Annotated in this window: 13 protein-coding genes; 4 read left to right on the top strand and 9 right to left on the bottom strand. The window is 61.9% G+C overall.

Going from position 1 to position 15,427, the window contains the following annotated elements:
* Nucleotides 1-260: 260 nt before the first annotated feature.
* Nucleotides 261-1,883: a methyl-accepting chemotaxis protein gene (locus VFF99_RS00515; protein ID WP_325013988.1), complete on the top strand. Its 1,623-nt coding sequence runs from the start codon at nucleotides 261-263 to the stop codon at nucleotides 1,881-1,883.
* 89 nt (nucleotides 1,884-1,972) lie between these two features.
* On the opposite strand, the gene lnt is transcribed toward VFF99_RS00515, so the two are convergent.
* The 4 genes from lnt to VFF99_RS00495 all read right to left on the bottom strand — a co-directional run bounded on the left by lnt (nucleotide 1,973) and on the right by VFF99_RS00495 (nucleotide 8,999).
* Nucleotides 1,973-4,414: an apolipoprotein N-acyltransferase gene (gene lnt / locus VFF99_RS00510; protein WP_325013987.1), complete on the bottom strand. Its 2,442-nt coding sequence runs from the start codon at nucleotides 4,412-4,414 to the stop codon at nucleotides 1,973-1,975.
* A gap of 17 nt (nucleotides 4,415-4,431) precedes the next feature.
* A complete protein-coding gene (locus tag VFF99_RS00505) occupies nucleotides 4,432-5,097 on the bottom strand; it encodes a hypothetical protein (protein ID WP_325013986.1) in 666 nt (221 codons plus the stop codon).
* Nucleotides 5,098-5,115: 18 nt separating this feature from the next.
* Nucleotides 5,116-6,204: an SGNH/GDSL hydrolase family protein gene (locus VFF99_RS00500; RefSeq protein ID WP_325013985.1), complete on the bottom strand. Its 1,089-nt coding sequence runs from the start codon at nucleotides 6,202-6,204 to the stop codon at nucleotides 5,116-5,118.
* 293 nt (nucleotides 6,205-6,497) lie between these two features.
* Entirely contained in the window at nucleotides 6,498-8,999 is a 2,502-nt protein-coding gene (locus VFF99_RS00495; RefSeq protein ID WP_325013984.1) for a sensor domain-containing protein, read from the bottom strand.
* A 59-nt stretch (nucleotides 9,000-9,058) separates the two neighbouring features.
* On the opposite strand from VFF99_RS00495, the gene VFF99_RS00490 reads away from it, so the two are divergent.
* Complete coding sequence (locus tag VFF99_RS00490) at nucleotides 9,059-10,369, top strand: b-glycosidase (RefSeq protein WP_325013983.1); 1,311 nt, start codon at nucleotides 9,059-9,061, stop codon at nucleotides 10,367-10,369.
* Nucleotides 10,370-10,377: 8 nt separating this feature from the next.
* Here VFF99_RS00490 and VFF99_RS00485 read toward each other — a convergent pair whose 3' ends face one another.
* Genes VFF99_RS00485 through VFF99_RS00475 form a run of 3 tightly spaced genes read right to left on the bottom strand, consistent with a single transcriptional unit; the run spans nucleotide 10,378 to nucleotide 12,309 of the window.
* Nucleotides 10,378-11,631: a patatin-like phospholipase family protein gene (locus VFF99_RS00485; RefSeq protein WP_325013982.1), complete on the bottom strand. Its 1,254-nt coding sequence runs from the start codon at nucleotides 11,629-11,631 to the stop codon at nucleotides 10,378-10,380.
* Nucleotides 11,594-12,085 (bottom strand): FAD-dependent oxidoreductase, encoded by a 492-nt coding sequence (locus VFF99_RS00480; protein WP_325013981.1) that lies wholly within the window; start codon nucleotides 12,083-12,085, stop codon nucleotides 11,594-11,596. Before VFF99_RS00480 ends, VFF99_RS00485 begins: the two co-directional genes overlap by 38 nt.
* Before the next feature lie 50 nt (nucleotides 12,086-12,135).
* Nucleotides 12,136-12,309, bottom strand: coding sequence for a hypothetical protein (locus tag VFF99_RS00475; protein WP_325013980.1), 174 nt, complete (start codon nucleotides 12,307-12,309; stop codon nucleotides 12,136-12,138).
* 194 nt (nucleotides 12,310-12,503) lie between these two features.
* Between VFF99_RS00475 and VFF99_RS00470 the strand changes: the two genes are divergently transcribed.
* Together VFF99_RS00470 and VFF99_RS00465 are read left to right on the top strand one after the other, a co-directional pair.
* On the top strand, nucleotides 12,504-13,106 hold the full coding sequence (locus tag VFF99_RS00470) for a recombinase family protein (RefSeq protein ID WP_325013979.1): 603 nt from the start codon (nucleotides 12,504-12,506) through the stop codon (nucleotides 13,104-13,106).
* 16 nt (nucleotides 13,107-13,122) lie between these two features.
* The gene (locus VFF99_RS00465) at nucleotides 13,123-13,530 is read left to right on the top strand and encodes a PAS domain S-box protein (RefSeq protein ID WP_325013978.1); all 408 of its coding nucleotides are present in this window, start codon (nucleotides 13,123-13,125) and stop codon (nucleotides 13,528-13,530) included.
* A gap of 3 nt (nucleotides 13,531-13,533) precedes the next feature.
* On the opposite strand, the gene VFF99_RS00460 is transcribed toward VFF99_RS00465, so the two are convergent.
* Nucleotides 13,534-14,493: a GlxA family transcriptional regulator gene (locus tag VFF99_RS00460; protein ID WP_325013977.1), complete on the bottom strand. Its 960-nt coding sequence runs from the start codon at nucleotides 14,491-14,493 to the stop codon at nucleotides 13,534-13,536.
* A gap of 153 nt (nucleotides 14,494-14,646) precedes the next feature.
* Nucleotides 14,647-15,399, bottom strand: coding sequence for an MOSC domain-containing protein (locus VFF99_RS00455; RefSeq protein WP_325013976.1), 753 nt, complete (start codon nucleotides 15,397-15,399; stop codon nucleotides 14,647-14,649).
* Nucleotides 15,400-15,427 lie beyond the last annotated feature (28 nt).

The following is a 15,427-nucleotide window of genomic DNA, read 5'->3' as shown; positions in this document are numbered from 1 at the left end:
GATTGCATGCCAGCCTACGGTTCATGGCCGAATTGTTTGTTGACGAACATTCTCTTGACTTGTTTGGTCGTTTGACCTATCTTTAGCTGAATGTCCTAACACGAAAGGTGCCGCGTGGTGCGCACTTGGATAGGCAACAGTTGTCTCCTCCATCCATCCAAGGGATGGCGTTTGCCCGGCGATCGAAGGGTCGCCGGGCATTTTTTCGACAACTGTTTCGTGAACGCGGGCCCGGATTCCTCGACTCAAACGGAGACAGCATGAGAATCGCCAGAATGAAAATCGGACAGCGCCTGGCGTTAGGTTTCGGCATGGCGATCGCACTGATGGTTGCCGTGATCCTGTTCGGGGCGGCCAAGCTGATCAGCATCAAGCACGACATCGAAGTGGACGCCACCGAGCGCTATCCGCAAACCGTGCTGGCGAACGGCGTCAAGTCCGACTTGCACGATGTCGTGCAGGCCATGCGCGACATGCTGCTCCTGGAAGATGCGGAAGAGATCAAGGCACGCGTCGCCGACCTCGAGCAATCGATGGCCTTTGCGGACAAGAGCCTGGGCGAACTGAACCGGAAACCGTCGTTGTCGGCGAAGGAGAGCGACCTCAAGAAAAGCATGAACGAGACGCACGCGGATTTCGCCGCGGAACTCGACAGCTTCAAGCAGCTCGTCATCGCGGATGAGCGCGACAAGGCCAGGGATGTTCTCTACACCAGGGTGGAGACGGCGCAGCTCGCCTATTTCCAGTCCCTGAACAACGTCGTCGCGTTTCATGAAGCGGCGATGGATGAAAGCAGCCGCTCCGCGGTCGAATCGGCTTCACGGGCGGTCGTCCTCATGCTGGCATTGGCCGGCGGCGCCTGTCTGCTTGCCGTGGCGATCGGCGTACTGGTGACCCGCGGCATCGTCCGTTCGCTGGACCAGGCCGTGGACCTGGCCAAGCGCGTCGCGGAAGGCGACCTGACCGCCACTATCGACGTCAAGAGCCAGGACGAGACCGGCATCCTCGTGCAAAACCTGAAGGCCATGAACCAAAGCCTGGAACGCATCGTCGCCGAGGTTCGGCAGGGCACCGACACCATCAGCGTGGCCTCGGCCGAAATCGCCCAGGGCAACATGGACCTGGCAGCGCGCACCGAGCAGCAGGCAGCCTCGGTGGAGCGCATCGTCGCCTCCATGGACGTCCTGACCTCCACCGTCAAACAAAATGCGGATAACGCCCAGCAGGCCCGCCATCTGGCGGACAGCGCGTCCGACGTCGCGCTCAGGGCCGGCGCCGTGGTGAATCAGGTGGTGGAGACGATGCAATCCATTAACGAGTCGGCACGAAAGATTGCAGACATTACCAGCGTCATCGACGGCATCGCCTTCCAGACCAACATCCTTGCGCTGAATGCCGCGGTGGAAGCGGCGCGGGCCGGCGATCAGGGCCGGGGCTTCGCGGTGGTCGCGGCGGAGGTGCGCAACCTGGCGCAACGCAGTGCCGGCGCGGCCCGGGAAATCAAGGAACTGATCGGCGATTCAGTCGACCGCGCCAACGCGGGAAGCAAACTGGTCGGACAGGCGGGGGCAACGATGGAGGAGGTGGTGACCAGCGTCAAGCGGGTCACCGACATCATCGGGGAAATCTCCTCCGCCAGCATCGAGCAAAGCACCGGGATCGTGCGGGTCAACGAGGCCTTCACGCAGATCGATGAAGCGACCAACCAGAATGCCGCATTGGTCGAGGAGGCCGCCGCCACTGCCGAACGCATGCGCGAAGAAGCGGCCATCCTCGCCCGTGCGGTCGGGGTCTTCAAGTTGAATGCCGCGGCGGTACAGGTGCTGGAGACGACGGAGGCGCAGCCCGCCGCTTCCCGCAGGGACTACCCGCTCCTGACTTGACTGGCGCCGATTGCGGGAGCGCTTGTCGCGACAGGGCAGAACCGTAGGCTGCGATGAAATCGCGGCACATCGGCCCCATTTGGCGATGATCAGCTCCCATAAACATGCAGCAGCAGCCACGACGGCGGGCCGATGTAGAGCGCCGCGAGGCTGAAGCGTTCAAGCCAGCGCCGGGCTTCCGTCGCCTTCACCGGCCGCAGGACTACCGCAAGCAGCGTGCCGGCTTCCACCGCTGCGCGCAATGCCGCGGCACTCAACACGACACCAATCGTCCATGCCGCCCACCAGAGCGAGAAGGCAATGAGATAAGCCTTCAGGCCGAACAAGTCGTATTCGCCGAAACTGCTGCCGAAGGCAATGTGCTGGTGCAGGCGAAACGCCGGGATGGCGAGCAAGGTTGGAAACAGGACGAATTTGGCAAACGGATGATCAAGGCGGCCGCGCCGCACGGCCGCGCGGACTTTCGCATACGTCAGCTCCGCCGCCTGCCTCGACGCCCGCCCCGCGGGGAACAGTGCCCGCGCCAGGGCAGCAGGCTGGGCTATCGCCAGCCCGTACCGCCAGCGCTCGCCCGACACCAGCTGCAGGGTGGCGCCCGGGCACGGGACAGGTACGCGCCAGGGACGGATGGCGGCGATATCGCGCACGGCAAGCTCCAGGCGATGCACGCCCCTCGCCAGCACGAGCTTGCCGTTTTCCATCGAGGCGCGGGCAGCAAAGGCATGGAGCACACACCAGGAGGCGATTTCCGGCACAAGGAAAAGACCGGCGAAGGTACGAATCTGCGCCAGCGTGTTTCCGCGCAAGGTATCGCCGAACAGTATTGCCGCGCCCATCCAGAGCAGGCTTCCGCGCGCGAATGTGCGCAGCACGCCTGCGGCGAGGCGGGCTGCGGGCGGTAACACGGCAACCTTGACGGGGAATGTGATCGCCGCGAGCGGCTCGGGCGCTTCCTCCGCCTTGTGCCGCACCAGTGCTCGGATTGCCGCCAACGCACCCAGCAGCGCAAGGAATGCAATGGACACGGGGCCGACCCAGTTACCCCAGGCCACCATGAGCGTAGGCACCGGGGCGCCGACGGGCACGTCGTCCACCACCAGTGCGCGTTCCCCTTTTCCGGCGCTGGCGATCACGCTGCCCCTCGCGTCGATCACGGCGCTGTAGCCATTCGGTGTGACACGGAACTGCGGAAGACGCGTTTCGATGCTGCGGAATGCAGCGGCGGCAAGATGCATGTCCATCCCTGGCGCGGCCGTGAACCAGGAATCATTTGACATGCTCAGGATGACCTGCGCGCCCAGGCGTGCGCCCTCAATGGCGAGGCCGGTATTCATGTCATCCAGGCAGATCATTGGCAGCACGGGGATCTCGCGGCCGTCGGCCAGGCGCAGGGGGAATACGCGCGCACCCGCTCCGGGCTGCCAGGTTCCGGTCCACGGCAGCCAACGCCGCAGAGCCGGTCCGTCGAGCCAGGCGGGTACGTACTCGGTCAGCGGGAAGAGGCTGCTCTTGCGGTAAAAACCCAGCAGCCCGGTGCCCGGTTCGAGGAAGGCTGCGGCGTTGTATTCACCGTTCGCGTCGCGGTCGTAAGTACCGAACACAAGCGGTACGCCGGCCGCATTGACGAGGGCAAGGATCTCGCGATCCAGTTCAGCGCCTGCGTCGCTTTTAGGATTGCCGAAGGTGGTAGGGTAGGCCGTCTCCGACCAGAGCACCGCATGCGCGCGCTGCCGTACGACGGCGTCGTAGGTCATTGCAAAGTGCGTGTCGAGCACCTCGCGGACGACAGCATGAGCGCCTTTCTCCTGGCGCTGGCGTTCATAGTCCACGATGTTGGACTGGACCATTCCGATGCGCAGTGAATCGCTTGTTGCAGGCTCGGCGGTGAGCGTAGTCAGGCCGTAGCCGGCCAGCAGCGCCGGTACCAGCGCGGCGAACGCAAGGGGCCGGATCATGGCGCGCACGCCCTTGGGGCGATTCGCGATGACAGCTGCCACGCCCTGGTTCGCCAGCAGCAGCATGAACGTGAGGCCTGCTGCACCGCCTACGTCCGCAGCCTGGCGCAAGAGCGTGGAGGGATAGAGTCCGTAGCCCAGCGTATAACTCAGCACGTGGCCGAACAGCTTGACCGTAAGCCACTCCGTCGCTAACCATGCCGCGGCGGCTGCACATGCTCCGAGAACAGGGCCGTACCGCCGGACCGCCGCGTGGCGCACCAGCGCAAAGGCGAGGAATTGCGGCTGCAATAACGGCGCGGCGAGAAGGAGTAATGACACACCGGCGGCCGTTCCAATCTGGGTATAGCTGCCGATGGCGTTCCCGAACCAGGCGAAAACTGCCGCGGTGAACGCAAGCGCCATGGCACAGGAGCTGAGCAGAATGCCACCGAGCGTCCGCTTCGCGTCGAGTACACGCAACCACGGCACGAGAATCACGAAGCCGATGACCCAGCCGATACCACCGCGGACATACAGGCCGGCCAGGATCGCGCTGCCGAGGATGCCGGCCACGGGATGTGCCGATCGTGCCATGACATTCAACACGCGGCTCACTGCGGCTCAACCGGCTTGGGAATCTCGACCCGCCGGATTGCCAGCCCGGGTGGAGCGTGTTCCGGCACCACGACGCGGTCCTTCGGGATCGCTAGCGGCTGCTTCGAGGCATCGACAAACTGGAAGTCCGGCGAGTACATCAGGATGGCCTCGACGCGCTGGCCGTCATCTGTCGTTTGATAGTGGCGGACGTAACCGGGCGGAAGCTCGAAATCCTCCGGCACCGCGATGCCGACCAGGGGCGGGCTGGTGCCCGGCGGCGTGAACGCACCGAGACCGGTATAAACACCGGCCTGTTGCAGACGCTCGATCACCTCCGGCATCGTCGGCTTCTCTCCGCGGGCAACGTAGAAAGTGAGATCGCGCGTCGGGTCTGCATCTCCCTCCACATGCTGCTCCGGTGCGGCCGGCGGCACCTCTTGTTCCGCTTGCGGCACGGCTATCGCAGGCGGTGTCCACATGGGGATCGTCTCACGCTGCGTTGTCGACGCCGCCTTCGATGGCCGGGGACCGTCGGCCTCCTCGGACGGCTTGAGCAGAAAGACGAGACTGGCTACGGCCAGCGCGAGCGCAATCGCGAGGTAGCCGGGGGATGGGCGCCAGCCGCCCGGGTCTGTGACCGGTTCGGCCCGTGCCTGGCCGGAGCGGCGTGGCGTTTTCATCGTTGACTGCTCCCTGGCTTACGGGGCAGGGGGATTGAAGGTCGACAAGCCCCAGCCGAGACGCTCATGGCCATACTGGTTCCAGATCGGATTCTTGCCATCAGTGAATGACGTGTAGCGCGCCGCACCCGTGCCGCTACTGCTGCCAAACAGGCCGGAAGTGACCGTACCTCCCGTATAGGTCGGGTGAGTGTCGTCGGACTGGATGTAGTCATAGCTCCGGCTGGCGGACACGAAGTGGGTGTTGGAGTCACGCAGCGTCGAACGCAGTGTCGTAGTGATGCGATTCACGTAGTCCGCCTCGCTCTCGCCGGCGACATAACGCAGCGCGTCGGAATCGATCTTGCCGTCGCCGTTGCTGTCGTAGTCGGCAGCCATGTACTGCGCGAACGCGTCCACGCATGCGAAACCCTTTTGCCGGGCGTACTCGCACATCGCGAAATTGATTTTGGCGAGATAGGGCAAAAGCGTATTCTGTATGCTCACCGTAGTGCCGGTCGCCGCACTCCTGCAGGAACTTTGCACGTTGTCGGCGGCATAGCCCGGGTAGTGCAGGTTGGAGACGATCTTGAGCTTGGTGCCGGCATAGGCATTGGCGTTGATGTAGTCCATCGCCCTCGCCACGTAAGTCTTGCAGTTGCTCAGTGCCGCATCGAGCCCGCTGGTATTGCAGGTGCCGGTCTGGTTCTTGAAGGCCGTGCGTGCCTGCAGCGCATCGTTGCCGCACATCTCGAAGGCCACCACGCGCGTTGCGCTGTGCTGCATGTAAGACCGCTCGGCCACGATCTTGTTGTTGTAAATATCCGAGGCCACCGCGCCGGACTTCGTACGGCGCACCTGCTCCATGTCGGCATTCCACAGCGCCGACAGATACTCGGCCTGCACCACCGGGCCCGCGTACTTGGCCGCGTTACTGATCGAACCGTTGTAGCCGGCGTAGATCGAGTCGCCGTAGGACACCACGCGGTACTTGGTCGTGGTGCCGGTGCGGTCGATGGTCCAGGAAGCGTTCTGGTTCAGCGTGTTGGCCGCCGCTTCCGATCCAACAGCCAGTAGCGCAAGCACGGGAATCAACCCGCGCACCGTCGTGCGAAGTCGTGTCTTCATTGAGTCTCCTGTTAGTAGAATTTTTGCTGGCCTGGACCTCACCACGACTCACCGGATGCCGATCCGCTGGACAAACAAGTGATGTTGATAAGCGCCCTGATCGACTATAAATGAACGGATTTCAGCCGCCCTCGGGCTTCCCTATGCCGAAGCAAACCGGATGACATTCATCAATTGACTTTGCAGACCAAGGGCGCTGCCACGCAGGAATAGGTGATGCGATTAGGGATACGGGAGCTGACAGCGGCGGAACTGCTGCAGGCAAGGGTTGCCGTTTGGAAGGCCGATCGCTCTCAGATCACGGGGCGTGCGGGATCAGCGAGTCGAGACCCTCGGTACCAATGCTCGAATTCGTCGCCCGACATCGGCAGCCCGAAGTAATACCCTTGTGCCTGCGTGCAGCCGTGCGAGCGGATATAGTCGAGCGCGCTTTCGGTCTCCACGCCCTCGGCCACGACTTCCAGGCCTAAGGTGCGGCTGAGTGCAATCATCGCATTGGTCACCACGCGGCTGGTTGTATCGCTATCGAGCGGCAGCACGAACGACTTGTCGATCTTGACCTTGTTCAGCGGAAGGCGCGCAAGATAGGCGAGGCTGGAATGACCGGTGCCGAAGTCATCGAGCAGGATCTTCACGCCCAGCGCCTGCAGGCGGGACAAAATGATGACGGTATGCTCGATGTCGTCCATCACCGCGGTTTCGGTCACTTCCAGTTGCAGCGCGTTCGTGTCGATGCCGTGTTCCCTGAAGGTGCTGGCGAATCTCTCGGGAAAGTCCCGATCGCGGAATTCGACGACCGATACATTGATTGCGATCGGGATCAACGGCAAGCCGTGGTCGCGCCATGCCTTGTGCTGCCGCGCCGCTTCCGACAGCAACCAGCGCCCGATCGGATTGATGATGCCGGTGGCTTCGGCCACGGGCACGAAGCGGTCTGGCCCGATGCCGGTTTCCCTGCAGCGCAGCAGCGCTTCCACGCTCACGATACGGCCGGTTTCCACATCCATCACCGGCTGGTAGAGAAGCTGGAACGCGTTGTTGCGCAGTGCACTCTTGAGTTGCTGCTCGATGATGCGCAGCAGTCTCGTTTCAGCCGAATACGCCGGAGAATAGAACTGATAGTTATTGCTGCCGTTTTGCTTGGCCTGGTACATGGCGGTGTCGGCATGACTGATCAGCGTATCGAGATCCTGCCCGTCGCCGGGAAATGTGCTGATGCCGATCGACGTGGATAATGAGAGCGACAGGTCGCCGATAAGGTATGGCTGATTGATGCGGTCCAGGATGTGCCTGGCGACTTCCGCTGCCGCACTCCGGCTCTTGAGGTCTTGCAGGAGAATCACAAACTCGTCTCCGCCCAGGCGAACGACAATGTCCTCCGCCCGCGTTCCTGCCAGCAGCCTCGACGCCACTTCTTTCAGCACAAGGTCTCCGACCGCATGACCATGGGTGTCGTTGATCGGTTTGAAGCGATCCAGGTCCAGGAACAAGACAGCAGCGGAGTGGCTGGTGCGCCTGTTATGCGGCAACAGATGGCTCGCGTATTCGAAAAGCATGCTGCGGTTCGGCAACCCGGTCAGTGCGTCGTGCAGTGAGGCATGGCGTACTTGCTCTTCCACCTGCTTGCGATCGGTAATATCGGTGAAGACAACCGCGAGGCGCAAGTCATTGTCGCTGCCGAGCGGGGTGGCGGATACGGAGAGCCAGCGGTCGCGCGCGGCGACATACGCCTCGAACTGCACCGGTTCGCCGGCATGCAGGACGCGCCCGAATCTTTCTGTCCAGATCGGCTCGTTGTCCGGCAGCAGGCTTCTTATGGAGTGGCCGCGCGGGTCGCCCAGTCCGGTATGCCGGTCAAAGGCCGGATTGGTTTCGATGAAGCGATAGTCCGCGATGCTCCCGGCCTCGTCCGGCACCGCCTCCATGATGGCGAAAGCCTCGTTCATTGAATCGAATAGCGCGCGCAAGCGCTCCTCCGAGGCGCGCAACGCCTCCTGCATGCACCGCTGCTCATTGACATCGATATTGATGCCCACCCATTTCCGGACTGCCCCGCCGGCATCGAAGATCGGCGCCACGCGCACGTTGGTCCAGCGCCAATCGCCGCCTTTGGCAAACTTGAGGCGGAACTCCGCGTTCGCCACTTTTACTTCCTGCAGTGCCTCGTGCCACTCGCGGCGGGCGAAATCCCGGTCGTCAGGATGGACCGCATTCAGCCAGCCGTCGCCCATCCACTCCTCGATTGTCTGCCCGGTGTAGGCACGCCAGCTCGGCGAATCGGCGACCACGACACCCTCCGCATCCGTTTCCCATACCGCCTGCGCGAATCCCTGTACCAGCGAGCGGAATCGTTCCTCGCTTTCGCCGAGCGCCGCTTCCGCACGCTTGCGCTCCGTAATATCCAGGATGAACTCTGCACATTTTGACTCGAGGCCGCTTCCGGAAAGGCGGGTCGGCGCGAACAATCCCCACCACTGCGTGCCGTCCTTGCGGACCATCAGTTTTTCGTAAGGCGGAGTTCGGCCCGTGGCCGCCAGCCGTTCCGCCACCTTGAACGTAATTTCGAAGAACTGGGGATCCGTCAGCTGCTTCCAATGTCCCGTTGTACACAGCTCATCGCGGGTGTATCCGCACATGCGCTCGAATGCGGGGTTGGCATCGATAATCGTGCCGTCGAGGTTGAAGAACAGCACGCCCACTGTTTCGATCGTAAATACCGCCTGCAACAGTGCCTGGGGCTCCAGGAATGAAGTGTCGATTTTCGTTACGGCGCGGCGGGCGGGATTATCTTCCATATTTCATTTTGTAAAGAAAGGCGCACTGGGGAGGAAGGTCAGCATGCAAAAGGCAAGCCATGTTTGCAGGGCACGCCGCACTGCGGCATTGGGAACCAGTGCATTTCGACCGCCATCTCATCCGCATGGCCACCCGACCTGGAATCTTCCCGACCTTCTTTCTCTCCGGCTTCGAGTGCTCCACCTTTCTGTGGAAGGATGGACGCCGGCGCGACCTCGTCGACGAGACCCAGCACCGCGAGCATGCACTGGAAGACTACCGCTTGCTGCGGCAACTCGGAATAGGCGTTGCCCGCGAAGGCATTCCCTGGCCGCTGGTGGCGCGGCAGGGCGGTTTCGACTTCCACTGGATCGAACCCATGATCGCCGCATGCCGTGAGACGAAGATCCTTCCCTTGTGGGACTTGTGCCACTACGGCTATCCGGACGGCCTCGATCCATTCTCGCCCGATTTCAGCCTCCGCTTCGAGCAGTATTGCGAAGCGGCAGCACGCCATGTCTCGACGCATCTGCCGGGCCCGTATTACTTTACGCCGATCAACGAGATCACCTTCTTCGCGTTCTGCGGCGGCGAATGGGGCTGGGTCGCTCCCTACTGCAAGAGCCGCCAGGAGCGCGAAGCCCTGCGCGAGGCGCTGTGCCTGGCGGCCATCCGCGGCGTGAAAGCCATTCGCTCGGTACTGCCCGATGCCCGCATGGTTCACGTCGATCCCCTGGTGCAGGTCATCGCGCCCGCCGACCGCCCGGACCTGGCCGAAGCAGCCGCGCACGAGACGCATGTCGATACCTTTCGGGCATGGGACATCCTGTACGGCAAGGAAAGGCCGGAATTGGGCGGCGCGCCGGACATCCTCGACATCGTCGGCGCAAACAACTATTCCTTCGGGCAGATGGAGTATCGGGAACAGGGCCCGCACAAGGCGCTGGAACCCGGGCACCCGGGCATCGAACCGCTGTGCGTCTTGCTGCACCGTATCTGGGATCGCTACAAGCGGCCGATGATCATCGGCGAAACCAGCGGCATGTCGAAGGGCCGCCCGGAATGGTTGCGCGACGTCATGCAGGAATCGCTGGCAGCGGTCAACCGCGGAATGGACCTGCATGGCGTCTGCCTCTTTCCCGCGGTCGACATGCCGGACTGGCATACCGGTGAGTGGCTGCACAACGGGATTGCTGATCTGGTGCCGGACGACGGGCGTCTGAGGCGGGTGCCGTATCAACCCTATGTCGATGAGCTCAGGCGCTGGCAAAAGGAGCTGAACCGGGTCACTTCCCTTGATGACGATCCCCATAGCGACCCGGTGGAATTGCAGGAAGTGATCGAGGCCGCGCGGCGGCTTCGGCCTCAGCCTGACGCAAACTGGCACTGAAGCCGCGCCTATTTCGTCCTTCCTTCGAAGCCATCGATGCCCGCGGCCACCGGCTTCCCGACGGCGTCCGGCATATCGTGGATGACCACGCCCTCCGTCGGGTCCACGACAGCCTCCCATGGCGCGGCATCGATCATGCGCTTGGCGTCCGCATAACCCGCCTTCCAGCGGGCATCGATCCCGGCAGGGGTGAAGTCGATGTCCTTCAAGTGGTCTTCATCGCGAAGGCCGCTTGCCACGAACCTGACGACATGCATCGTCGTGTGACAACCCCAGGAAGCCAGCTCCTTGACTCGCGGCGATCTTCGCCCCTTCTCGGGAATGTCCTTTGTCAGTTCGCGGATGACATGCCGCAAATGATGTATCTGCTTCTGTCTCGCAAGATGGCTCTTGGTCCGGCTCGCGTAGAGGATTTCCTTCTGTCTGCCGGCAACCTGCCAGAGCGACTCCGGCATCGATCCTTCCGGGTTCCATACATCGACGGCAAAGATCACTGAGTCGCGTCGAGGATTGTCATCGAGTACAGCCTCGATGGGCGTGTTTGAATATATCCCTCCATCCCAGTAAAAATCGCCGTCGATGCCGATTGCCGGAAACGCCGGCGGGTACGCGCTCGATGCCATCACATGGTCCATCGAAATGGACGCCTCACGACTGTCGAAGTACGTCATTTCTCCGCTGCGCACATTGACGGCACCGAGGGAGATCCGTGTACGACCTTCATTGATGCAGCCGAAATCGACCAGTTCGGAAAGCGTTCGGCGCAAGGGTTCGGTCGTATAGTACGCAGCCTTTCCTGTGCCTAGCGCCGCATGCTGACCGAACATTGCCAAGGGATTCGGTATGAAAAATGTGCGTATGCCCGCGGCGACCGTCAGCAGGTTGGCGAGCGCATGGTCGATGGCAGGTGATAGATACCGGGAGAGCTCATTCCCGATATGCTGCTCGATGCTTCCCCAAAACCTGCGCAACTGCGCCATGCGCCCATCCGGCGGATTTCCTGCGATGAGGGCAGCGTTGATCGCGCCGATGGAAGTTCCAACGATCCAGTCCGGCTCGATGCCTGCTTCATGCATAGCCTGAAACACGCCGGCCTGATACGCACCCAAAGCACCGCCGCCCTGCAGGACCAGCACGACCTGGCCCGGCAGCCCGCGCTTGCCAGGCGCGTTCTTGCGTTGTGCAGAAGACTTCCTGTCCGGCTGGCGTGCCGAATGACGAGAATCAGTACCCGTAAAATTCTTCGCTGCGAATGTCGTCATCGCTGATTCCCATCCGGTTTAGCGTGTCCCTCAGCGCTTCCACCAGGCCCGGCGGACCGACCAGGTAATAAACCGGAGTGACATCGGCATTGACACTTGCGATTAAGGCGTCGTTGATGGCGCCGACGCGGCCATCCCATGGCCGCTTTGACCTGGCGATATCCGTCATGGTTGCAATCACTCTGACGCCCTTGTTCTGCTTCGCAATCGCCTGAAGCTCATCCAGAAATGCCGCATCCTCCGGCCGCCTGTTCGAATACATAAGGATCAGGTCCCGGGCATGGCCGTCCCGCGCGGCCTGTCGCAGCATGCTCATGAATGGCGTAATCCCGATGCCGCCCGCGAGGAAGACAGCAGGACGCGTCCGATCGCTGTGCAAGGTGAGCGAGCCGAACGGTCCTTCTATCCTGACCATCGCGCCGGCCGGAAGGGCGCCGAGTGCACGCTTGTACACACTGTCCCGCATTCTCGTCGCGATAACGAGCTCGTCCTCAAACGGAGCGCTTACCAGAGAGAAGCATGACGAGCAGTCTCTCCCTCCTGCCCGGGAAGTTCGAGAACAAGATCGATGGCCTGACCCGGCTTGAAGACAAATCCGTCCGGCTTCCTGAAGTGAAAGGCCGATGTGCCTTCTGCCACCACTTCGCGGGACGTGAGCTGAGTGTCGAAGGTATTCATCGCTGCCTCTCCAGGGGGAATCGATACGCATCTCTGCACTTACCCATTAGATGAAACCTGTTTCCCTGGCGTTCCGGAAACCGGGCGCGCGTGTGTTTGTACAAATTCAGATGCATAATCAACAATCAGTCGTCCGGTTCTGCTTCGCGAATGGACACCCGGTTTCATGATGGTTACGGTGAGGAAATTCAACGATGGAAATCATTGCCTATAGCTGCATCGGAAATGAGCAGAAAGCCGCCGAGGATGCTCGCCGTGAAATCGAAAATGGCGGATACCGCATCAAGCGCTGGTTTGCAGATGAAGCGGCGCCCGGCCCGAGAAGCAGGGCGCCAAGGTTCACGGAAATGCTGCATCACCTGCAGGCCGGGGATACGATCGTGGTGACGAAGCTGCATCACCTCGGAAGCAACGCCGAAGATGTCCTGGCCACGCTCCAGGCACTGGACGCGCAGCGGATCGATCTCATCGTCCTCGAACTCGGCGCGGCGCGTCTGCAATCCGATGCGGGAAGGCTGATGCTTAAAACGCTGAGCGCCGTGGTCGACATTGAAAAGAATCGGGTGCGGGCGCGGGCGAAGCCCTGTTCCGAACCCGCGCGATCGGCAGGGAAAAGAAGCGGCCGCGCGGGGAAGCTGCCGCGAGAGCTGCGAGCAAAGATCATTACCGATTACTGCCAGGGAGTAGGCGTTACCGAACTGGCGCGCCGCTATGACATATCGCGCCCTCGCATCCAGGAGGTCGTCGACCCCAAGCGGAAAGATGACGAGCCGCTGCCGTTTGCCTGGGGCGATTAGCCTGATGGAGGTTGAGATGGATGGTGAAATTTCGCTCGAAGACGCGATACTGGAGCAGATGGCCGAGGCCCTGATCTATTCCGGCACGGACGGCACGATACGACGATGGAACCGGGCGGCCGAATCGCTATTCGGGTATAGCGCTTTCGAAGCACTCGGACAGAGCCTGGACCTGATCATCCCCGAGCGTCTTCGCGAGGCGCATTGGCGCGGCTTCGACGCTGCCATCCAGAGCGGCGTCACGCGCCTGAACGGGCGCCCGACGCTGACCCGCGGCCTGCACAAGTCCGGGAAGAAACTTTACATCGAAATGAGCTTTGCCCTGGTTGTCGATCAGGCACGCACTGTCCTGGGATCGGTGGCGGTTGCACGCGATGTCACTGAAAGGACGGAACGCGAGAAAGCGGCAACGCAAAGTGCATGAGCCTCAGGCAGCGTCCTGGAAGCGCCGGCGATAGTCGGCCGGGGACACGCCCAGCCGGCGCATGAACGCGCGACGAAGGCCATTGGGGTCGCCAAAGCCGCACCACGCCGCGACCCGCTTGAGCGGTGTGTTGGTCTCTTCCAGCAGCCGGCGGGCCGCGTCTATCCTTGCCATCTCAACGTAGTCCGCCGGAGTCGTTTGCGCTTCATGCTTGAAAATCCGGGAAAAGTTGCGTGTACTCATGCCGGCATGCGCAGCCAGCTGGTCAACCGTCAATGGCTGGTCCAGATTTTCGAGTATCCAGACCTGTACGTCCCGGATAACGCTTTTTTCGGCAGTCTGCGCCGCCAGGTGCGCGCTGAATTGCGCCTGCCCGCCCGGGCGCTTCAGGAACATCACGAACTCTCGCGCCACTTTCAGGGCAACTCCACGGCCGAAGTCTTCCTCGACGAGGGCCAGGGCGAGATCCATCCCGGCAGTAACGCCGGCAGAGGTATAGATCGAACCGTCGCGCACGTAGATCTGGTCGGCTTCCACCTTGACCTTGGGGAAGGAGCGAGCCAGGCGCGCCGAGGAGTTCCAGTGGGTCGTCACCCTGCGGCCGTCGAGCACGCCCGACTTTGCCAGAATGAACGCGCCCGAACAGACTGAACCGAGACGGCGCACATGCCGCGCCTGTTCCTGCAGCCATCCGGTCAGGCGCTGGTCGTCCTCGACCGACTGCATGCTGGGTCCGCCAGCCACCAGGAGCGTGTCGATGCCGGGTTCGATGGTGTCGATCGTACTGTCCGGGTAAAAGCGCATTCCATTCGACGCGCGGATCGGCCCATTCACGGTTGAAACGATTTCCAGCTTGTACGCACCCGGTGTGCCGGCCTGCCGCACCGCTTCATGGAAGACGTCGGCAGGCCCCACGACATCCAGCATTTGCACTCCGGGAAAGGCAAGGACTGCGATACGCATGGTTTGATCCTCCTTGGCAATTACCCACAGTATAGTTCCGCAAAAGCCGTAAGAATCGGCCATGGCAGGGGATGAAGCGTATCTGGCCGGATTGTGCCCGATGCGGCACTGAAGGCCAGCTTCCCTGCGGTAACGATGTTCGAACAGAAGGCTCTATTCGTGCAGGATCACGGCATCGCCGACCTGGATGAAACCCGGTTTGAGAACCTCCGCGTAGACGCCGAGCTTGCCGCCGTTGACCTTCAATATGTGTTCGAACAACCCGGGATTCTTCTCGCTCGTCGGTTGACGCAGGGTGATGCGGGCGCACCGCCGCGTGCCATCGACGACGCGCAGGCGGACGCCGCCCACGGAAACCACTTTGCCTATCCACCGGTTCTCTACAAAGCCGCGTTGGAAACGGGTGTCGATCACCAGGTTCGGACGAAACCGGATCGCGCCTTCTTCTAACGGCAGGCCGGCGTCGCTCAGCATGGCGAGGCTCGCGGTCGTGACCAGATGAATCGGGGCGATATCGACAAAGGAATTCCATTCGCCGCGGGTCGCCTCTTCGCAAGCGGATCTGAGTTGCACTTGACGGTTGAATGCCCGGGAAAGCCGCAGGCTCGCATCGTGATCACTGGAAGCCACACTGGAGCCGTCGGGCAAGGTAATGCGGACATGTGGCAGCTGAACCGGTGAAAGCAGCGTGTCCAGGCAATGGGATCGATAGAAGTACATTGCCGGCCATTGCTTGGCATTCTTGGCATTGGCCAGTCTTCCGGTTTCGGCATCGACGATGGCGTACTGGCGGTCGAATTCGATTCCCTGCCTCGACACGTATGCCATGCCGAGACCTTCGCCGGCAAATGATTTGACGGGGTAGCGCGTTATCGATTCCAGCTGGCCGGACAGGGTAATTTTCATAAGAAGTTTTTCCGTGCGGATGACATGA

The organism is Noviherbaspirillum sp. (assembly GCF_035654295.1).
In the GTDB taxonomy this organism is placed as follows: domain Bacteria; phylum Pseudomonadota; class Gammaproteobacteria; order Burkholderiales; family Burkholderiaceae_D; genus Noviherbaspirillum.
This window is presented reverse-complemented; position numbering and strand designations above follow the sequence as displayed.

What these genes read in the sequence shown, in the direction of transcription:
- VFF99_RS00495 (WP_325013984.1), bottom strand. Translation starts at nt 8,999, where the DNA reads ATGGAAGATAATCCCGCCCGCCGCGCCGTAACGAAAATCGACACTTCA.
- VFF99_RS00500 (WP_325013985.1), bottom strand. Translation starts at nt 6,204, where the DNA reads ATGAAGACACGACTTCGCACGACGGTGCGCGGGTTGATTCCCGTGCTT.
- VFF99_RS00505 (WP_325013986.1), bottom strand. Translation starts at nt 5,097, where the DNA reads ATGAAAACGCCACGCCGCTCCGGCCAGGCACGGGCCGAACCGGTCACA.
- VFF99_RS00485 (WP_325013982.1), bottom strand. Translation starts at nt 11,631, where the DNA reads ATGACGACATTCGCAGCGAAGAATTTTACGGGTACTGATTCTCGTCAT.
- lnt (WP_325013987.1), bottom strand. Translation starts at nt 4,414, where the DNA reads ATGGCACGATCGGCACATCCCGTGGCCGGCATCCTCGGCAGCGCGATC.
- VFF99_RS00490 (WP_325013983.1), top strand. Translation starts at nt 9,059, where the DNA reads ATGTTTGCAGGGCACGCCGCACTGCGGCATTGGGAACCAGTGCATTTC.
- VFF99_RS00470 (WP_325013979.1), top strand. Translation starts at nt 12,504, where the DNA reads ATGGAAATCATTGCCTATAGCTGCATCGGAAATGAGCAGAAAGCCGCC.
- VFF99_RS00475 (WP_325013980.1), bottom strand. Translation starts at nt 12,309, where the DNA reads ATGAATACCTTCGACACTCAGCTCACGTCCCGCGAAGTGGTGGCAGAA.
- VFF99_RS00460 (WP_325013977.1), bottom strand. Translation starts at nt 14,493, where the DNA reads ATGCGTATCGCAGTCCTTGCCTTTCCCGGAGTGCAAATGCTGGATGTC.
- VFF99_RS00465 (WP_325013978.1), top strand. Translation starts at nt 13,123, where the DNA reads ATGGATGGTGAAATTTCGCTCGAAGACGCGATACTGGAGCAGATGGCC.
- VFF99_RS00455 (WP_325013976.1), bottom strand. Translation starts at nt 15,399, where the DNA reads ATGAAAATTACCCTGTCCGGCCAGCTGGAATCGATAACGCGCTACCCC.
- VFF99_RS00515 (WP_325013988.1), top strand. Translation starts at nt 261, where the DNA reads ATGAGAATCGCCAGAATGAAAATCGGACAGCGCCTGGCGTTAGGTTTC.